The sequence below is a fragment of the Sphingobacterium sp. BN32 genome (genome assembly GCF_030503615.1).
Taxonomy (GTDB): domain Bacteria; phylum Bacteroidota; class Bacteroidia; order Sphingobacteriales; family Sphingobacteriaceae; genus Sphingobacterium.
Window position 1 is genome coordinate 2,155,717 of the sequence record NZ_CP129963.1, and the last position, 15,334, is coordinate 2,171,050.

At 35.8% G+C, this 15,334-nt stretch carries 13 protein-coding genes; 1 reads left to right on the forward strand and 12 read right to left on the reverse strand.

Annotated elements, in window-relative coordinates:
* Window positions 1-163 precede the first annotated feature (163 nt).
* Window positions 164-436 carry a hypothetical protein gene (locus tag QYC40_RS09035; RefSeq protein ID WP_301993656.1) on the forward strand — a complete coding sequence of 91 codons (273 nt, stop codon included), beginning with the start codon at window positions 164-166 and terminating at the stop codon, window positions 434-436.
* 197 nt (window positions 437-633) lie between these two features.
* Here the strand turns inward: QYC40_RS09035 and QYC40_RS09040 are convergent, their stop codons facing one another.
* The 12 genes from QYC40_RS09040 to QYC40_RS09095 form a co-directional block, all read right to left on the reverse strand.
* Window positions 634-1,170 (reverse strand): thermonuclease family protein, encoded by a 537-nt coding sequence (locus QYC40_RS09040; protein WP_301993657.1) that lies wholly within the window; start codon window positions 1,168-1,170, stop codon window positions 634-636.
* A 16-nt stretch (window positions 1,171-1,186) separates the two neighbouring features.
* Entirely contained in the window at window positions 1,187-1,963 is a 777-nt protein-coding gene (locus QYC40_RS09045; protein ID WP_301993658.1) for a hypothetical protein, read from the reverse strand.
* Between the two features lies 1 nt (window position 1,964).
* Window positions 1,965-3,581, reverse strand: a complete 1,617-nt coding sequence (locus tag QYC40_RS09050) for a hypothetical protein (protein WP_301993659.1) — start codon at window positions 3,579-3,581, stop codon at window positions 1,965-1,967.
* A gap of 6 nt (window positions 3,582-3,587) precedes the next feature.
* The gene (locus QYC40_RS09055; protein ID WP_301993660.1) at window positions 3,588-5,222 is read right to left on the reverse strand and encodes a hypothetical protein; all 1,635 of its coding nucleotides are present in this window, start codon (window positions 5,220-5,222) and stop codon (window positions 3,588-3,590) included.
* Between the two features lie 192 nt (window positions 5,223-5,414).
* Complete coding sequence (locus QYC40_RS09060) at window positions 5,415-6,098, reverse strand: hypothetical protein (protein ID WP_301993662.1); 684 nt, start codon at window positions 6,096-6,098, stop codon at window positions 5,415-5,417.
* 5 nt (window positions 6,099-6,103) lie between these two features.
* A complete protein-coding gene (locus QYC40_RS09065) occupies window positions 6,104-7,570 on the reverse strand; it encodes a hypothetical protein (protein ID WP_301993663.1) in 1,467 nt (488 codons plus the stop codon).
* A gap of 8 nt (window positions 7,571-7,578) precedes the next feature.
* Complete coding sequence (locus QYC40_RS09070; RefSeq protein ID WP_301993664.1) at window positions 7,579-8,949, reverse strand: hypothetical protein; 1,371 nt, start codon at window positions 8,947-8,949, stop codon at window positions 7,579-7,581.
* 6 nt (window positions 8,950-8,955) lie between these two features.
* A complete protein-coding gene (locus QYC40_RS09075; RefSeq protein ID WP_301993665.1) occupies window positions 8,956-9,924 on the reverse strand; it encodes a hypothetical protein in 969 nt (322 codons plus the stop codon).
* A gap of 3 nt (window positions 9,925-9,927) precedes the next feature.
* Entirely contained in the window at window positions 9,928-11,277 is a 1,350-nt protein-coding gene (locus QYC40_RS09080; RefSeq protein WP_301993666.1) for a S8/S53 family peptidase, read from the reverse strand.
* A gap of 10 nt (window positions 11,278-11,287) precedes the next feature.
* Entirely contained in the window at window positions 11,288-11,629 is a 342-nt protein-coding gene (locus tag QYC40_RS09085) for a hypothetical protein (RefSeq protein ID WP_301993667.1), read from the reverse strand.
* A 133-nt stretch (window positions 11,630-11,762) separates the two neighbouring features.
* Window positions 11,763-12,548: a hypothetical protein gene (locus QYC40_RS09090; protein WP_301993668.1), complete on the reverse strand. Its 786-nt coding sequence runs from the start codon at window positions 12,546-12,548 to the stop codon at window positions 11,763-11,765.
* Between the two features lie 3 nt (window positions 12,549-12,551).
* Window positions 12,552-15,323 (reverse strand): virulence factor SrfC family protein, encoded by a 2,772-nt coding sequence (locus tag QYC40_RS09095; RefSeq protein WP_301993669.1) that lies wholly within the window; start codon window positions 15,321-15,323, stop codon window positions 12,552-12,554.
* Between the last annotated feature and the right edge of the window lie 11 nt (window positions 15,324-15,334).

A 15,334-nucleotide genomic window follows, 5' to 3' on the forward strand; every position in this document is an offset into this window, starting at 1 on the left:
AGATATCGAAATCATAATATCCCAATAGAAGTTTAAAATAAATCCTTATTACTCAATCCAATTAAAACCTCTAGCCACCTGAAAAAGGGAAATAGTGGCTTTGATTTGGATTCTCCAAAGTTTCATTTACAATGTTTTTGTGCTATATTTAAATCACCTAATTATGAAAACATTAATCTATCTGTGCATGGTGCTTTTGCTAGGCTTAAGTTCATGTAATAAAAACGATGAAACTGATAAAACTCCTGAAGAAACATATTTAAATATCGAAGGCAAAACCTATTCATTATCTGAACTTACCGAAATAATGGTTAAATATACGCGAGTTAATTCCGATCGATTAGTGTATAATGCCAGCGACACTACCTTTAACATTAAGACTTATGAAGGATTGAGGTTCAGAGTTGTAGATGTTTTAAGAGATTTAGGTTATTGATGTTAGATAGGAAATCGTTTGGATATCTATCTAATGAACGGCAACAGCTATAATGAAAAACGAAAAAGAAGGAGGAAGCAAAACCTTGAGATCGAGATTTTCAACAATCCTCCTTTGTAAACTCGCGCAGCAAATAGACGGTTTATATTAAAAAATCAACTTTTGTCTCTAGTTGTAGCACTACGAAAAACGTTGAATTATTTCGATTCCAAAAACTCCTCTCTCCATATCCCTAGCTTTCTTTCCCTCGCTTCTACTTGCGCTTTATACAGTCTTTCTTGATATTTAACATTAGGCGGAACTGTCATCAAAACAGCATAGCCATTCTTAACCATTATCTCGTTTACAAAGGTTCCATCATTTAGATAAACGTAAGCGAGCGTTCGACCATACTGATCCAAAGAATCGACGTCGAAGTTTAACTTCACATAAGGATTAGCCAGTAAAATACTATCTAAATACAATTTGGACGTCATTCCGAAAGGGTGCTTTTTCTTTTTAAAAACCGTTCTTGTCTCTGGCGCGTCAATACCAATTAACCGGATCTTCAAATGCTCCCTCAGGCTATTCATAACCCAAAACGTATCGCCATCGATTAGTTTCTCCACTTTAAAAATCGCAGGATTTTGGAACATCTGCTGTTCAAAATCTATATCATCATAATATTCGGCTACCGGAACATTCTGTGTTTGGCAGGAGACAAAAACTAAGAAAATTAATAAAAGTTTATTCATAGATAAGAAGCTAATTCTAACGTCCATCATATATTGTAGAGTCCATCATGGGTTGGATAACTTCGTCCTCACTATCGGAGAAATTTTCGCTACCATCTACGGTGTAAGCCTTATCTGTAACAACTTTCAAAGAAGGAATTTCATACATTACATAATAGCCTTCGCAGTAACCTCCTTGACAATATTGATGGTCCATTTCTAGACTATAGCCTAATGTAGTCATTTTAAAATTCAATGCTGTTGGTTGGCCCCAACTACCCATCCCTCCGTCCCATCTTTCTTGGAAATTTTCAAGATGCCAACCACCCTTCTGGTAATACCATTTAGCGATTGAAAATTCAGGAGTACAAGCATGACAATCTTCAGGCTCTTCCGAATAATAATCAAACGGATAGGAAACTAGAACGACAAACGCCTTTTGTTTGCCTTCATGTTTATAATAAAATATACGATGAATCGTAGAATAGAAATAAGTTGATTCCTTGTTCACTCCTTTTTTCACTCGCATAATCGCTCTATTAGAAATCCCTCCATATTGGTTTGGCTTACTTTTCTTACCTGGATATAACTCCGACCATATGTTTTTCTCAGTAAGTAAATGAGATGTTGTTGTATCGATTAAATTAATATCAAATCTTTCATCAGAAACAGTATCCAATAATACTTCATTTCGGCTGCTAACAGAATTTTTTGGATTGTCGTTCCTATAATGGAAATAATAATAAACTCCCCCAAGTGCAATTGCAAGCAAGGATAAAGCGCCAGAGTAAATCAAATCATTATTTATTTTCATATCAATTCGTATATAAACTAATTACACTTCCGTAAGTCGTTCCGTATGCATTTGTAGCATATGCCCGAACGTAATAATAGGTGTTTTTTGATAAACCGCTAGCCGATAAGCTAAAAGACCCCACAGTCGAAAGTGTTGTATACGATTTAGTCGCGTTGCTCAACGTTGGAGTAGAATAATATGCACTATAAACAAATCCTTTTTCCGTGATTGTACTATTCCCATTGCCACCGACATAGCCATTAAGTGTGACCGTGTTAGTCGAGATATTAGAAGCAGAATAGGTACTAACATCTGTAGGCGCGGAATATGAAGGAGACGTTGTAAAGGATATAACCGCCCCATAGGCTGTTCCAGCTTCATTTGTTGCAAAGGTTCTTGCATAGTAGGTCGTATTGGATGAGAGATTGTAGACTGTACTTCCAATACTCCCTGTACCACTTCCACCGGATAATATGGCTCCATTGTTAATTGTCGGTGAGGACGTATTAGCACTATATACAATCCCTTTTGATTGAATGGTCCCACCGCCTGAATTTCCGACATAACCAGATAAATATGCGGAATTTTTGGAAATTGAAGACGCCGTATATGTTGTCAAGCTTGTTGGTAGACTTGGTAATAAAGTTCTAAATGTCTCCACGCTTCCATAACTAGTGCCAGCCGCATTCGTAGAATAAGCACGAACATAGTAAGTGGTATTTACATTTAGGTCGGTTATCGTTCCGGAAAATACCCCGATACCTGAACCAAGATTAATGGAAAATGCATTTTCTAGGGAAGGGCTCGTGGTCGTTGAACTATAAACAATTCCTCTCTTTGAAATTGGCGACCCTTCATCATTGACAACATTTCCGCCAACTGTTGCAGCGTTCATTGTGATATTCGACGGACGATTTGTCGAGACTCCGGAGGCTACAACGGGAGCCAAAGTCTTAAACGTCAGCACATCTCCATATCCTACTCCGAAGCTTGTTTCGATAAACGATCGAATATAGTAGTTTGTTCCGGCATTTAGATTGGTTAAGTTAACCGAATAGGTAGAATCAGCATCGTTTGAATTTTGATAACTCATAAGAACTGTAGGCATAGTATTCGTCGAACTATAACAGATACCTCTTCTCTTGATTGTATATCCACCACTATCTTTAACCATTCCTTTCACCGTTGCAAACGTACGTCCGATTTGTTCTGCATCTAAGGTCTTTGAGACAGGTAGGTATCCCCTTTCTGTTGTAAAAGAACTAATGTCCCCGTAGGCAACTCCATTTTTATTAGTCGCGTAAGCTTTATAATAGTATACTGTCGAAGGTGTCAATTCAGCAATCTTCAACATGAATTCACCTGTGTCTAAGCTCGATGATATTTTCAGTTTTATCCCGTTAGAAAGAGTACTATTTATTCCGTATAAAAAGCCAATTTCTTGAAGTTGTGATCCATTTTTCGTATTAACGCGACCATGGAGAGTTGCTCCATTTTTAGAAACATCGTCTGTTAATCTCGTAATCACAGCGACTTTATTATGTTGGTTAAAATCGAACTCATCCTTTTTAGAGCAAGCTAATAGAAGGAACACGACTAAGTTAAAAATAGCCGCCCTCTTTATAAATTGATTCATATATTTCTATCTAAGGTTAATTGTAAATCCTGCTGTTAATTCTGGTTTTTTAAAGGTTTTATCGGAATACTGTTTCGCAATATCTATAAACGAAGCTCCTCCATTGAGGTTAATGGATTTTCCTAAACGTATCGTGATTCCAGAGTATCCTGCCCAATAATTTGATCTGCTAATGCCTTGGGTGTTGGCATAATCATCACGGAAAATATGTTTGTAAAAACCATATCCCCCACCAATATTGAAGTACATCCAATCAACAATTTTAAGATTAGGGCCAAGCAATAATTCACTTTTGTTCGCTTTAGAATTACCTGTATTATAATATTCGTCTTTCAAATCATTATCGGCAATCAAACCAGTACGTGCAATAACAAACATACCAAGTATTCCTCCTCCAGTTTCGAATCGCAATCCGTACGGCGCATATTTCCCATATTCATAGCCGACGGAAGTAAACATCGAGCGTTGCGAGCGTCTTATAGCTTTGGCTCTCTCCTTTTCACTCGCTCTTTTTTCTTTAGCCACTTGCGAAATAGCGTTATTCTTCAATGAAGTAAATTCCACTTTGTTCTTGCCATAATTAAGATTTAGATTACGCATATATTCCTGCACTTTCGCATTATAGTAGGAAGAGTTTGTCCGGCGATCTAGATAATTCTGCAGAAGTGACCTCGCATCCTCCACATCTTCACTTGAAATATTTGAAAAAACCCTATCCTTTCTTTTATTGAGCATTAAATAAGGCGATGCGGCCAATAAAAATCGGTACTCTTGCAGTTTTTCATTATCACCTTCAAAAATATTCTCTACGGTCAATACATAATTGTAATTTTCCGCCTCAAAAGCGTTGCGCATATAAGTTAATCTGTCGAAACGTCTTTTTTCTTGTCGAATAGCCTCTTCTCGCCGTAGGTTAGCATTGAAAGCATCTAATGATTTTGGTAAGCCCTCAAGTATGTTGCGGACTTCCTTGCTCATCTTCGCGTTGGATTTAACGTTATTTACATATCGGTTACCAAGTGATACGATTTTTTCGTTTTCATGATAAGATTTCTGCTCAGATCCGATGTATTTCGTATATGTGGACATAAATTCATAGTACAGAATATTTTCATCGTCGTAGCCTACTTCTTTTGCAGAAATAATCTGTTTTAAAGCCTCTTCATAGCGCTTATTTTCAAACAGTTGCTTGATTTTATTAAGAATAATGCTGTTTCGCGCATCCAATTCTTTTTGCTTTCTGTCCGAAATGAATCGCAAATACTCGTCATAAGTTTTCGGATAATTTCTATTGATATCATCATTGATCTTAACGACTTCTAAATTTTTACTTTCTACCGTTCTAAAATAGAGTTTCAAATCTTCACGAATCTTAGAAATATTGTTCCAAGATGGCTCTTTCGCGTCCTGAAGGATATGGTATCGGTTATAAACTAAATACGTATAATAGTGTTCGTTTATTTTTTCCTTACGATTAACACGAGCCAATGCCTCCAATTTCTGAAGTGACATTTCGTACTCGCCATTTTTATATAACAAGGCAACATCGTCTAATATTTCCTTTACATTTACAGCTTTTTTTTGAGCGTAGAGCGATAAATTCACAGTTAAAAACAGGAATGCTAGGATAATGGTTCTCATTAATTTCAATTTATTAAGATAGATTAATAGGGTTGCTATTGCATAATTAATAGCAGTAATTCATACGGTGGTTTGTTAATAATAAAATACATAGGATCCTAACGAACAACAGCTTTCGCACCTCGTAACAGAGGATGTTATTTCGCTACATTTGGATCTATTCTTTATTCGTTTGCGAAAAAAAATCTTTCGTCAGGGATTAATGCTCACACTATTATCCCATTCTTCAAATTCTTCTCGATAGCTATTTAAATTATTTCGGAGCTTTGCAATTGAAGAACTAATAAATTTCCTTTTCATCAAGTTTGCTGGAACAGTATTTAGTTCTCTCATTAAATTTTGATAAGTACTCTCTTCAAAATTGCCGTATCCATCATTTATGAAAGCATTTATTTTCTGCGGAAGTGTAACATTATAATACTGGATAGCTTTTATTTTGCTTTTTATTTCCCCAATCTCTTTTGATGCCCCAAATACCCCATCAATATGGCTTAAATATTTGTCTACTTCTCCAAAATTGACAGGATCGACATTGAGGTATCCATTTATTTTTTGTATGACTAACGATTGATATTTTTGATTTAGATTATTGAGAAGCATTTCTTTCATATCTTCGTTAAATAATCCTTGACCGGCGCCATTCTCTATTTCGATCAATAAAATATTATATAAGCTTGGATCGACATTTTGGATAGAAAGCTCTCCAATCTTCTGTTCAATGATTCCATGGGTATTAGATTTACTCGTTATATTACTACTATTTTCATGGGTTTTCACTGCATGATTTTGGTTTATCAATCGCATTACTCCGATTATCAAAAGACCCAATATAATCGTAGCTCCTAAAAAATATAAACCTCGATATTTACTATTCATGTTCCTTATTGTTGTGCCTCATTAGATTCATTATGAGCTTCTTTTTTTTCGGGAATTTTCCCGGCCGGAGAATTTTTCACATTTTGTTGTCCACTAGCCTCCGTTTGCTTTACACTCTTGTTGGAAGTGGAAATTTCTTTTTTCTTCGTATTGCTTTCTATCCCATTGGCATTACTGCCTACCTGTGTAGAATTTTGATTGGATGAATCCGCAACGTTCTTCAAGTTTTCGATCATATTAATCGAACCTGGCGCAATTTCCTCCATTTCGCTAAGAAAGTCAGGTATTAAGGCACTGTCGGGACCTAATACTTCCTTCAATAGCACTTGGGTTAATAATTTGTCATCTTTAGAATCATCACTTCTTTTTCGAACTTTCCACGACTTAGAACTTGAGTCATACTTGAAGGTATAGTTATTAAGATTGGAATGATTGCTCTCTAAAACAAAAGATTGACTTTTGTCGGCCATGACTTTCAACTCAAATTCGCTTGTTGCTTCCTGATGTTCAAGTGGATCTATCGCTAAAACTGTTTTTGGTTCAGACTTTAGAAAATACTTCGGAAGAAAATAACCTCCGGCAGCACCAATTAACAAACTAATAATCCCAATCAGAATCATTCCGCCAGAACTACTTTTTTCTCCTCGATAACCATGATTCTCCGAATAAACTGGAGCGACGGGCTCAGGTCTTTTCAAAGTAAATGGGCTGCTATTTACAGTATGTGGTTTTAGAAATTTATCTTTAATTGTTACCTGCTCGCTATTTAAAGCATAAACTTGAAAAGATGCCTCGCCAAAATTGCTAGTGGTAATTGAATTATTATTGATATTTATACTCGCTATAAAATTATCCGGATTCTCAATGTGAAGCTTCCTAACACTATTTTCCAATAAACCAAAATCAGTAAATCCGATTTCCTTAAAGGTATTAACGTTAATTGCTTCAGCCCTATTAAAGAGATAGGTCTTTTTCACCAATTCCAAAATTGGATCGTTTAAAACAGCGTCTAGCTGTTGGTTATAATCTACTACTTTATAACAGGTCTTGTCAAAAATTGCACGGGTCAAAATAACTGTTGAACCTTGGGTATTATCGTCAATCTCATTCAACAAATCTGAATAATCTTGACTATTCAACGTACTCTGTGAAATATGTTGCACATATCTCGCTGCAATTTTCTGCAAGTAGTTGAATAATCCATTGATAATTGTTCCTTTAGCCACGAACAATCGTATTGCGTAGAATCCAGCTCTGCCGGCTCTATCATTCCCTTTTCGGATAAGTGAAATTACCTTTTGGGTTGCAGTATTTGTGATCGAGATATTCCAATCAAACTGATTAAGTTGAATTATTTCCTTTCTTTCATCATACAAAACACCGAGTCTTTCCAGCTCATGTTCGTTTAATCCATCAGTTTTATATTCAGTATCTAAACCATTTAAGGTTCGTTGTATTATTAGTTTTGACATATCGTTATTTATTTAAATAATTTATTCCAAAAGGCTCCACCATTAACGACAAAGCTATCTTCAAGTAAATCGTCGACAATGGTTTTCGAGTTCTTGCTATCAAAAGTCTTGAGTAGTTTATCCAAAACAACCTCCCCTATTGAAAATGGAATAGCTTTAATTTTAAATTTATTCTTATTGTTAACTCTCGCTTCTTTGGATGCCGAAAGTAGGGAGGCAAATTCTTGTTCAATGAACTCCAAAGCTAATTCCTTGTCCGGACGCTCATCAAAGGCATAGCGCTCATTCTTCAATACATCAAATTTGTTTACTACAAAATAAATGGCATCGGTCCGGTCTAATATTTTGTGATCTCGAAACATGGCCAAAATATTATTATAAGCTATACTTTGATCTAATTTTCCAAATAATTCTGTATTAGTGAATCGTTGTAACTGAGCTACAGAGTCAATGACGAAAACTAGAATCTTCTTATTGCGATTTTTAATATAATCGACAAAATCACGGATGTAATCTGTTTCGCTGTCCATGCCTTCTGAAAACATGCGTTGATAGTTCTCGCCAGGAACTTCCACAATATTAAAGGGATGTTTTTTTCCCGATTGATCTTTAAATGAAGTAGCGATATAATTATAAGTTCCCTGAGCGGTACCAACAGGTAAAACACCATAATCCAATTGTCGCTTCAACTGCTCCATATATGCGTTTCCGTTTTGATTATAAGTATCTGGCAAGAAGATACCCTGGTCATTTACGTACTTAAAAATACCTGACAACATGGTTGATTTTCCCGAGGCTGCCATTCCGACCATATAAACGTCAGTACGACCTTCCTCCATTACAGGCAAATCTTTGATACCATAAAACCGAGTAATCGCTTGGTTTGAGCCAAAGAATTTCAAAGAGAAAATAACTTTTGGATCTATCCCATTAATTTCTAGATCCTCATATGACAATTTATTTTCTTTTATTAATCTATCTAGTTTTTCTGCAGCAATTTCATTGTTTTTTATTTGTTCTATCACTGAACTAAGGTTAAATGCCTCTTCGCTTTTCGTATTCGCGGCCGACGTTAATGTTGGAATAGTGGGTATGCTCGGAATACTTGGAATTGTAGGAACAGTTGACATCCCTGGCGTATTAGGAATCGCAGGCATAGCAGGTATTCCCGGGATATTCGGTATTCCAGGGATTGCGACCGGCGTGGTATCAGAAGACGGATCGATGAAAATAGCGATCTCCTTAAGCTTCTCCTTTGCAAGTCCATGACTTTCGAGTTCAGCTAACGTAATACTACCTTCCGAAATTAGTTTATATAAGCCGTCAGAAGGAACGTTATTACAATTTTGTAAAATGATTTGTTTTTGATGTCTATCCATAATATGTTAAAGGCTTATTGATCCAGAACTCGTATTATTATCAGTCGTACTTTTGGAATACATCCTGATTTTATAGGTAAAGAATGGTATCAGAATAAATAAGTGCATAACGATCACAGCAATAGCAGGCAACAAATATTCTGGTCTAAACAGTTTCGCTAGACGTATAGGGTTGTTCAGCGGCAGGTCATCCATTGTCTTATTAAATTCTATGCCCTTCTTCTTAGCGGGCAATTCATTGATCTTTGCGTTTATATTTTTTTCAATCGCTTCTAAATGTTTAGATAAGTTGGCGTAGGATTGTGAAATATTCATTCGATCCCAAGCTAATATACTTTTAGCGTCAGCATCCAATTTATTGATGTACAAGCTGTCTATTTCCTTTTTATTCTCGCGGGCTTTGACTTTATAACCCTGGAGAATTGCGTTGGTACTCGCAGCAACATCTATTGAACGTGATGGACTATTTAATATAGATTCTGGAAGCTGATAAGGCGGATTGGATAACTCATTCCTTAGATTATTAGTCCTGGTATTTTTATAGCCTTGTAGTTTATTCTTGAACTTAGCTTCAAATGTTTGAAGTGCGTCGTTTGCTATCGTATCATAAGAATAAGAAGCAATAGTAACTTCGTCTAAAGCAGTCTTAGCCTCTTTTTGAATCACTCCTTTTACGTTCGTTTCTATATTATATAGATGCGTTATACAAACAAAGCTAAAAACACCAAAAAGAATGAACACTAGAAACAGCCACATACCTGAATCTTTATATCCTTTATTCGCCATCCGTTCCTTATTGCGCTTAAGCAATTGCAAAATGAAATAGTAGCAGATGACAACGAATAAACTAGCGACTAGGCTAATCAAAAAGTTTGCATCGCTTAAATACATCAATCCCAGAAAATTCCCTAAGAGGAGTATTAACAAAAAGATTGATGATACGATATCAACAAAAAGAAAGTTATCTTGCTTCATATCTTATATTATTTGGTTTTTTAAAATATTTAAATGATTGAATTGGACAGTGTTTTTCAAAAGGAGGTTGATAACTTCCTGATTATCTGCTTGTGGAAACTTTGATTTGAGTAAGCCTAAATACCCCGCAACCAAAGGTGCAGCCATACTAGTCCCCGTCATAAGTTCTTCTTGATTATCTGGCTTTGCTCCCATGAGACGGACTCCCGGCGCATAAATTGTTGTGTAACTACCATAATTTGAAAATGAAGCTTTACGATTAGCATCATCTATTGCACCGACTTTGATTGTCTTTGGCGATCGTTGAAAGGGATCAAATCCCGTCAAGATATTGCTGTTACCTGCTGCTAGAACACATATGGTCCTGTTTTTTTCCGCATAGGTAAACATCTCAGACCAAAATTGCTCCTCATCCTTTCCTTCATGCTGTATAAATTGATTTTGGAACGTTTCGGGTAGTTGCGAAAGGTCCGCCATAGACAATCCCAAAGAAATGTTAACAATGTCAGCCTGTTGCTTGATTGCGTATAAAATACCGCGGATAATGTAAGAAGATGCAATATATCCATTTGTGTCCTCAGCCTTTATTGGCATTAGCTTACATGAGGGGCAAACCCCCTCACTCTCGGTATTGTTATTTGCGGCACCTAGTGCAAGAGAAGCCACATGCGTACCATGATTTACAGCGGCATATCCGACGTTCGTAGAGAAATCAACGCTATTAAAAGGTTTGATTGCTTTGTGCTTCAAGCTTGGGTGTTCTAGGTCAAATCCATTATCAATAACTGCTATAACGATGTCATTACCTAAAGAATGACGCGCCTGATTGGGAATTTCGATTGCTGCAAACTGCCAATTAATAGCCGTGTTTTTTATCGTACTCGATGTGCTGAATAAATATTCATCCCAAACCAATAACGGGAGATTGGCAAGCTTCGCTTTTACCTCTTTTTTAAAGTGTTCTCTTTCAGGAGTCGGAACTTGAATTTGAACATAGTTTATAGTTGAATCCAAGAATTTAAATTTATATATCGACGTATCATATGCCGTCACAAAATCGTTAATTAGCGATTCTAATCGGGGTGAGGTATCTTTAACCGCAATATTTATTAAATTTGAAACAATCCTCCGCTTGCTCTCATCATCAACAATTACTTCATCGGGCTCTATGGGCAAACTCCTAAATTCAGGATCTAACTTAATCGAACCAACGCTAACATTAGATTGTCCAGTATCTGACGAAAAAACACCGCGATTAACATCATTATGTAAAATGACCCACCAAAAGAGGATTGACAGCACTAGTGCCAGTATTAAAAGCAGATAATAATAGACGGGATATTTATTATTCATAGTTCATGAATTAGATAGGACAATTCAGTAAATAGTCCCAAACGGTATGTTCTCCGGGTGCCGACATTTCAACGATACAGAAATCAGGCTTCCCAGCTTTTGCTTCATATTTCCATTCCAAATTTCCCTCACCACTGACCAGGCCATCTGTACTTGCTACATTCTCATTATCATATAGAATTCGTATTTGATCTGGAATATTTTGCATATCATATTGAACTTTAACCAATCCAGATTTACTTCCTAGAACATGTTTAGTTCGTGTCACTCCCTTGCCTCCGGAAGTTACTACAGCATCACAATTGATCACATTTGGATTATTAGCGTCCGAAGCATTTTGACATTCGCTCAATTGCCTTTTTAAAGAGGCTATCTCAGCATTAGCATTGGATTTCCACAAAATGGCATACAGCAAAAGCCCTAGTAGTAGAAAAAATAACAAATAAAATAACCACCAATTTTTATAAAAAAACCTATTCATGACTTTAGAACGAGTATTGGTTTAAGGATTTAATGAAGAAAACAAGTATAATGGCAAATAATAAAATCAATAACAACCACCAATATTTAGATGCAAAATCTTTCAAGAACTCAAGAAATCCTCTACGTTTTTTTTCTTCCTTGATAGGCTCCGCAATTACCGGCAGTTCTTCCTGTTCAGAAAAGTTGAATTCCTCGGAAACATTTATCCACTCCTCTTTAAGCTCAACGGGGATATTTTCCGAAAGTTCATTGTCATTATTAGGCTTTTCTTGCGTTGGTTTAAATGGTTCCTTCCAAGAAGAATCAATAAATTCCTTTTCTTGTTCCGGTTCATCCAACATCTGGCGGTTCGATAAATCAGGTCTTATAATATCATTATTTTCAAATTTCCATCCCCAAATTATTGAAATCGCGGTACCGTTCGTATATATCACGTTATCTGTTGGGTTAAAAACTTTGTGCAAAAGAGCAATCCAATCTCTAGTATTGTCATCATTTCGCACAGCCAATTCGCTTATCTTTTCTTGCATAAAATGATAAAACTCCCAATACATTTGATTTGCGAGAGCGGGATTACTTGTCAAATGATTAGCTTGTAATCCATCAACCGCGGAATACCAGTCAATTTGATAATTGTTCTTTATTGGTTTAGCGAGGATATGTCTATATTTCTTATCGACATTAAAAGTTAAGAAATTGACAATCTTATCATAATGAACGAACAAATAAGCATTCTCGTGTGACAGCGGTAGATAAGAATCTGTTGGCGTGCTGTGGAATAATTTCATGTACTATTTAAGTTGAAATGAAGAAAACTGGTGAATTAAACTAGATAATTCTTGATTTGCCTCTTCGTCATAATTAATCGATCCAGCATTGATGCCTAAAGAAATTCTAAAAAATTCTATCCATTTATTATATTTCTCTAAAGTAATCGAACGAATATCCAGACTGGTATTATCAAAAAGTTTAGCAATTGTAGGACTCGAAATATCCTTTATGTGTTGATAAAATGTCAGATGGCTTCGCATCCCTTCCGCTTCATTTTGCTCTTCATCGGAGAAGTAACTTAAATCGAAACCAAAGACTAAATCATTAATGATCAATGAAAATGTCTCAGAAAGAAAAACTTCATGACCATGATTTAATTGAATTTGAGACACCACATCATTTAAAATATTGATCAGCTTAGCGCTAATTTTTCTCTTGTCAAGAATTAATTTCAAGTGGTCAATTAAAAACTGAACATTTCCTTTCGTAAGACCTAGCTCGTAAAAAAAATTAAAGCGCTCAAGATTTAATATTTGTTCTAACCAGTAATCCAAGACAAGTCTAGTGTAATATTCAGCCTTTGTTTCTGTCTTTTGCGACACGAACAAATCTTCCAGTTTGATATTATTAGAATTCAAAAAATGAATAACAGCATCATCTGTTGGCAGCCATAGCTTCATTTTTAAAATTCTGATAACATCCTCTTTACTGCTTGCGCTTCCCAATTCTGCATATTGACTTCGAAAAATACTGGCTGCTGTCGATTGGGGATCCACCGCATCATTCTCTCTCACATTGGTCACCATATGATCATTAAGAAGATGATAGATTTTTAGAGAATCAATGGAAAGATGTTTCAAAAAAACGTTGAAAGCACTTAAATCCTTTGCTAAGACCTGATTAAAAGAAAATTGAAAACCACTTACCTGCACATTATTATTTGCCCGCAGGGCTGCAACATCATCACTTTGCACATATTTGGTCAATAAACCGCTTATCTCCTTAATAATAGTATCAAGCCTTTGTAAGTAATGATTGATTTTAGTCTTATTATTAGACACAAGAGATAGGTTATCAATTATTCGTTGCGACCCATCCTGATTTAAACTTGCAGAAGCTTCCCAAATAGCGAGCGGATCCTTGAAATGCTTTTTTACGAAGCCGAAGTCCGAAAAAGAATCTTTTAAAGAATTTAGAAACTCTTTCCGATCGGGGTTGACAGCTTTTTCCTCCCCGAATTCTTCAAAACCAGCAAAACTATCTTCCGAATATTTATAATCGCGTAAAAGGTAAAAATTATTGAAATTTACCGTATTGTAAGTCCAGTCTGTATGCCAATCTCGTGTTTGAGTAACTATTTCATTCTCGAAAAAACGTTCAAACCGAGTATGCCATTTATAGGCTAATTTATCCGGAGACAACTGAAATTCGAAATCATTTGTAGAGTCAAATTTCAATTGATTATTGAAAAATGTAAAGATTACGAATAAAGGTGGTACTTCACTTTGCTTTAGTGATTTACTGCGCTCTTGCACATCTTTTCCTATATTGTTGCCGATCCAGTCCGATAATAAAGTTGATATTTCATTTACTTCCAACTGTTTATCATTCGTACAGAATAAGAGATTATTAATATTAAAATCATCAGAATACTTATTAAATAAATAGGACACTTTCCCACGCAAAAGCATAGCGTCTATATTTTTTTCTGATATATCTTGTTGGTCTAACGCCATACGACTGCGAGCGCCAGGGAAATCTAATAAATCGGAATACTTTAAGAAAGCCTTGGTATCGGATAACTCTTTGGGAATTGTAAATACCAACTCCGCAATTATTGCTGTTAAAAATGAAATATTAATGTCTATAAGACTACCATCTTCTAACTTAAGTAATGTTCTTTTTTCACAAAATGATAACTCTTGCAAGCGTTTAACATCCAAAATCTCGCCGTGACCTCTAAGGACATTATCAAAAGCTAAATATCCTTTTGTTGCGAATTTTATATTCTCAAGCTGTTGAATAAGCGATTTGAATAATGTAGAAAGATGTTCGTCACGATTCCATAATACACTAAACAAGTCGTTCCATTCCGAAGGATGATAAGATGTGATAACATGGCCAATCCTCTCAAAAAATCTCAACTCGTATAGGCCTTCAAAAAGAATGGTATGCTTTGACAGGTGTTGTTGGAAATATTCTTTGATTTCCAATACATCAAATTCGGTTAGAAAACCCTGAACCGGTTCACCAGATCGTTCCTCTAATTTTTTCAGATGCTGCTCCAGCTCCTTCTTCCCGATAAACGCAGTTATACGTTTCAGATCTAAAAAAAATGAATCCAGTACGATGCTTAAAACATCCTTTGCGGAAAGTAATATTACTTTTATAGGGAATCCTTCAAATTTGATAGTTTGATCTATTGTAAAACGGGTCACAACACCGGTGCTTTCAGCTCCAGTTCCTGGAGGATTGATATCCTTTAAAAAGTCATAGTGATTCCGGCCATCTGAAATGAGAAAAGGTTGACCATGCTCACTGAGCAAGTTTTTAATAAGATATGATTTACCGACTTGGCTAGCTCCAAACACCGCCATAACAGGCTTACTATCAATACCTTTATTGATTTTACCAATAACATTTAAACTATTTTTCAAAGACAATAAGGTTGTTGAGCGGTCTTCAAATTGCAAGTTCTGTTCTACCCAAGCGATCATCTGTTGAATAATGCTTGTCTTTTCGGATATTGATGACTTAATAGCAATTAAATCATTCGCTGAATAATTTTTCATAATGGGTAACA

Excerpts from the sequence above, each read along its gene's own strand:
- QYC40_RS09045 (WP_301993658.1), bottom strand. The coding sequence starts at position 1,963 with ATGAAAATAAATAATGATTTGATTTACTCTGGCGCTTTATCCTTGCTT.
- QYC40_RS09075 (WP_301993665.1), bottom strand. The coding sequence starts at position 9,924 with ATGAAGCAAGATAACTTTCTTTTTGTTGATATCGTATCATCAATCTTT.
- QYC40_RS09090 (WP_301993668.1), bottom strand. The coding sequence starts at position 12,548 with ATGAAATTATTCCACAGCACGCCAACAGATTCTTATCTACCGCTGTCA.
- QYC40_RS09080 (WP_301993666.1), bottom strand. The coding sequence starts at position 11,277 with ATGAATAATAAATATCCCGTCTATTATTATCTGCTTTTAATACTGGCA.
- QYC40_RS09055 (WP_301993660.1), bottom strand. The coding sequence starts at position 5,222 with ATGAGAACCATTATCCTAGCATTCCTGTTTTTAACTGTGAATTTATCG.
- QYC40_RS09095 (WP_301993669.1), bottom strand. The coding sequence starts at position 15,323 with ATGAAAAATTATTCAGCGAATGATTTAATTGCTATTAAGTCATCAATA.
- QYC40_RS09065 (WP_301993663.1), bottom strand. The coding sequence starts at position 7,570 with ATGTCAAAACTAATAATACAACGAACCTTAAATGGTTTAGATACTGAA.
- QYC40_RS09050 (WP_301993659.1), bottom strand. The coding sequence starts at position 3,581 with ATGAATCAATTTATAAAGAGGGCGGCTATTTTTAACTTAGTCGTGTTC.
- QYC40_RS09040 (WP_301993657.1), bottom strand. The coding sequence starts at position 1,170 with ATGAATAAACTTTTATTAATTTTCTTAGTTTTTGTCTCCTGCCAAACA.
- QYC40_RS09060 (WP_301993662.1), bottom strand. The coding sequence starts at position 6,098 with ATGAATAGTAAATATCGAGGTTTATATTTTTTAGGAGCTACGATTATA.
- QYC40_RS09035 (WP_301993656.1), top strand. The coding sequence starts at position 164 with ATGAAAACATTAATCTATCTGTGCATGGTGCTTTTGCTAGGCTTAAGT.
- QYC40_RS09070 (WP_301993664.1), bottom strand. The coding sequence starts at position 8,949 with ATGGATAGACATCAAAAACAAATCATTTTACAAAATTGTAATAACGTT.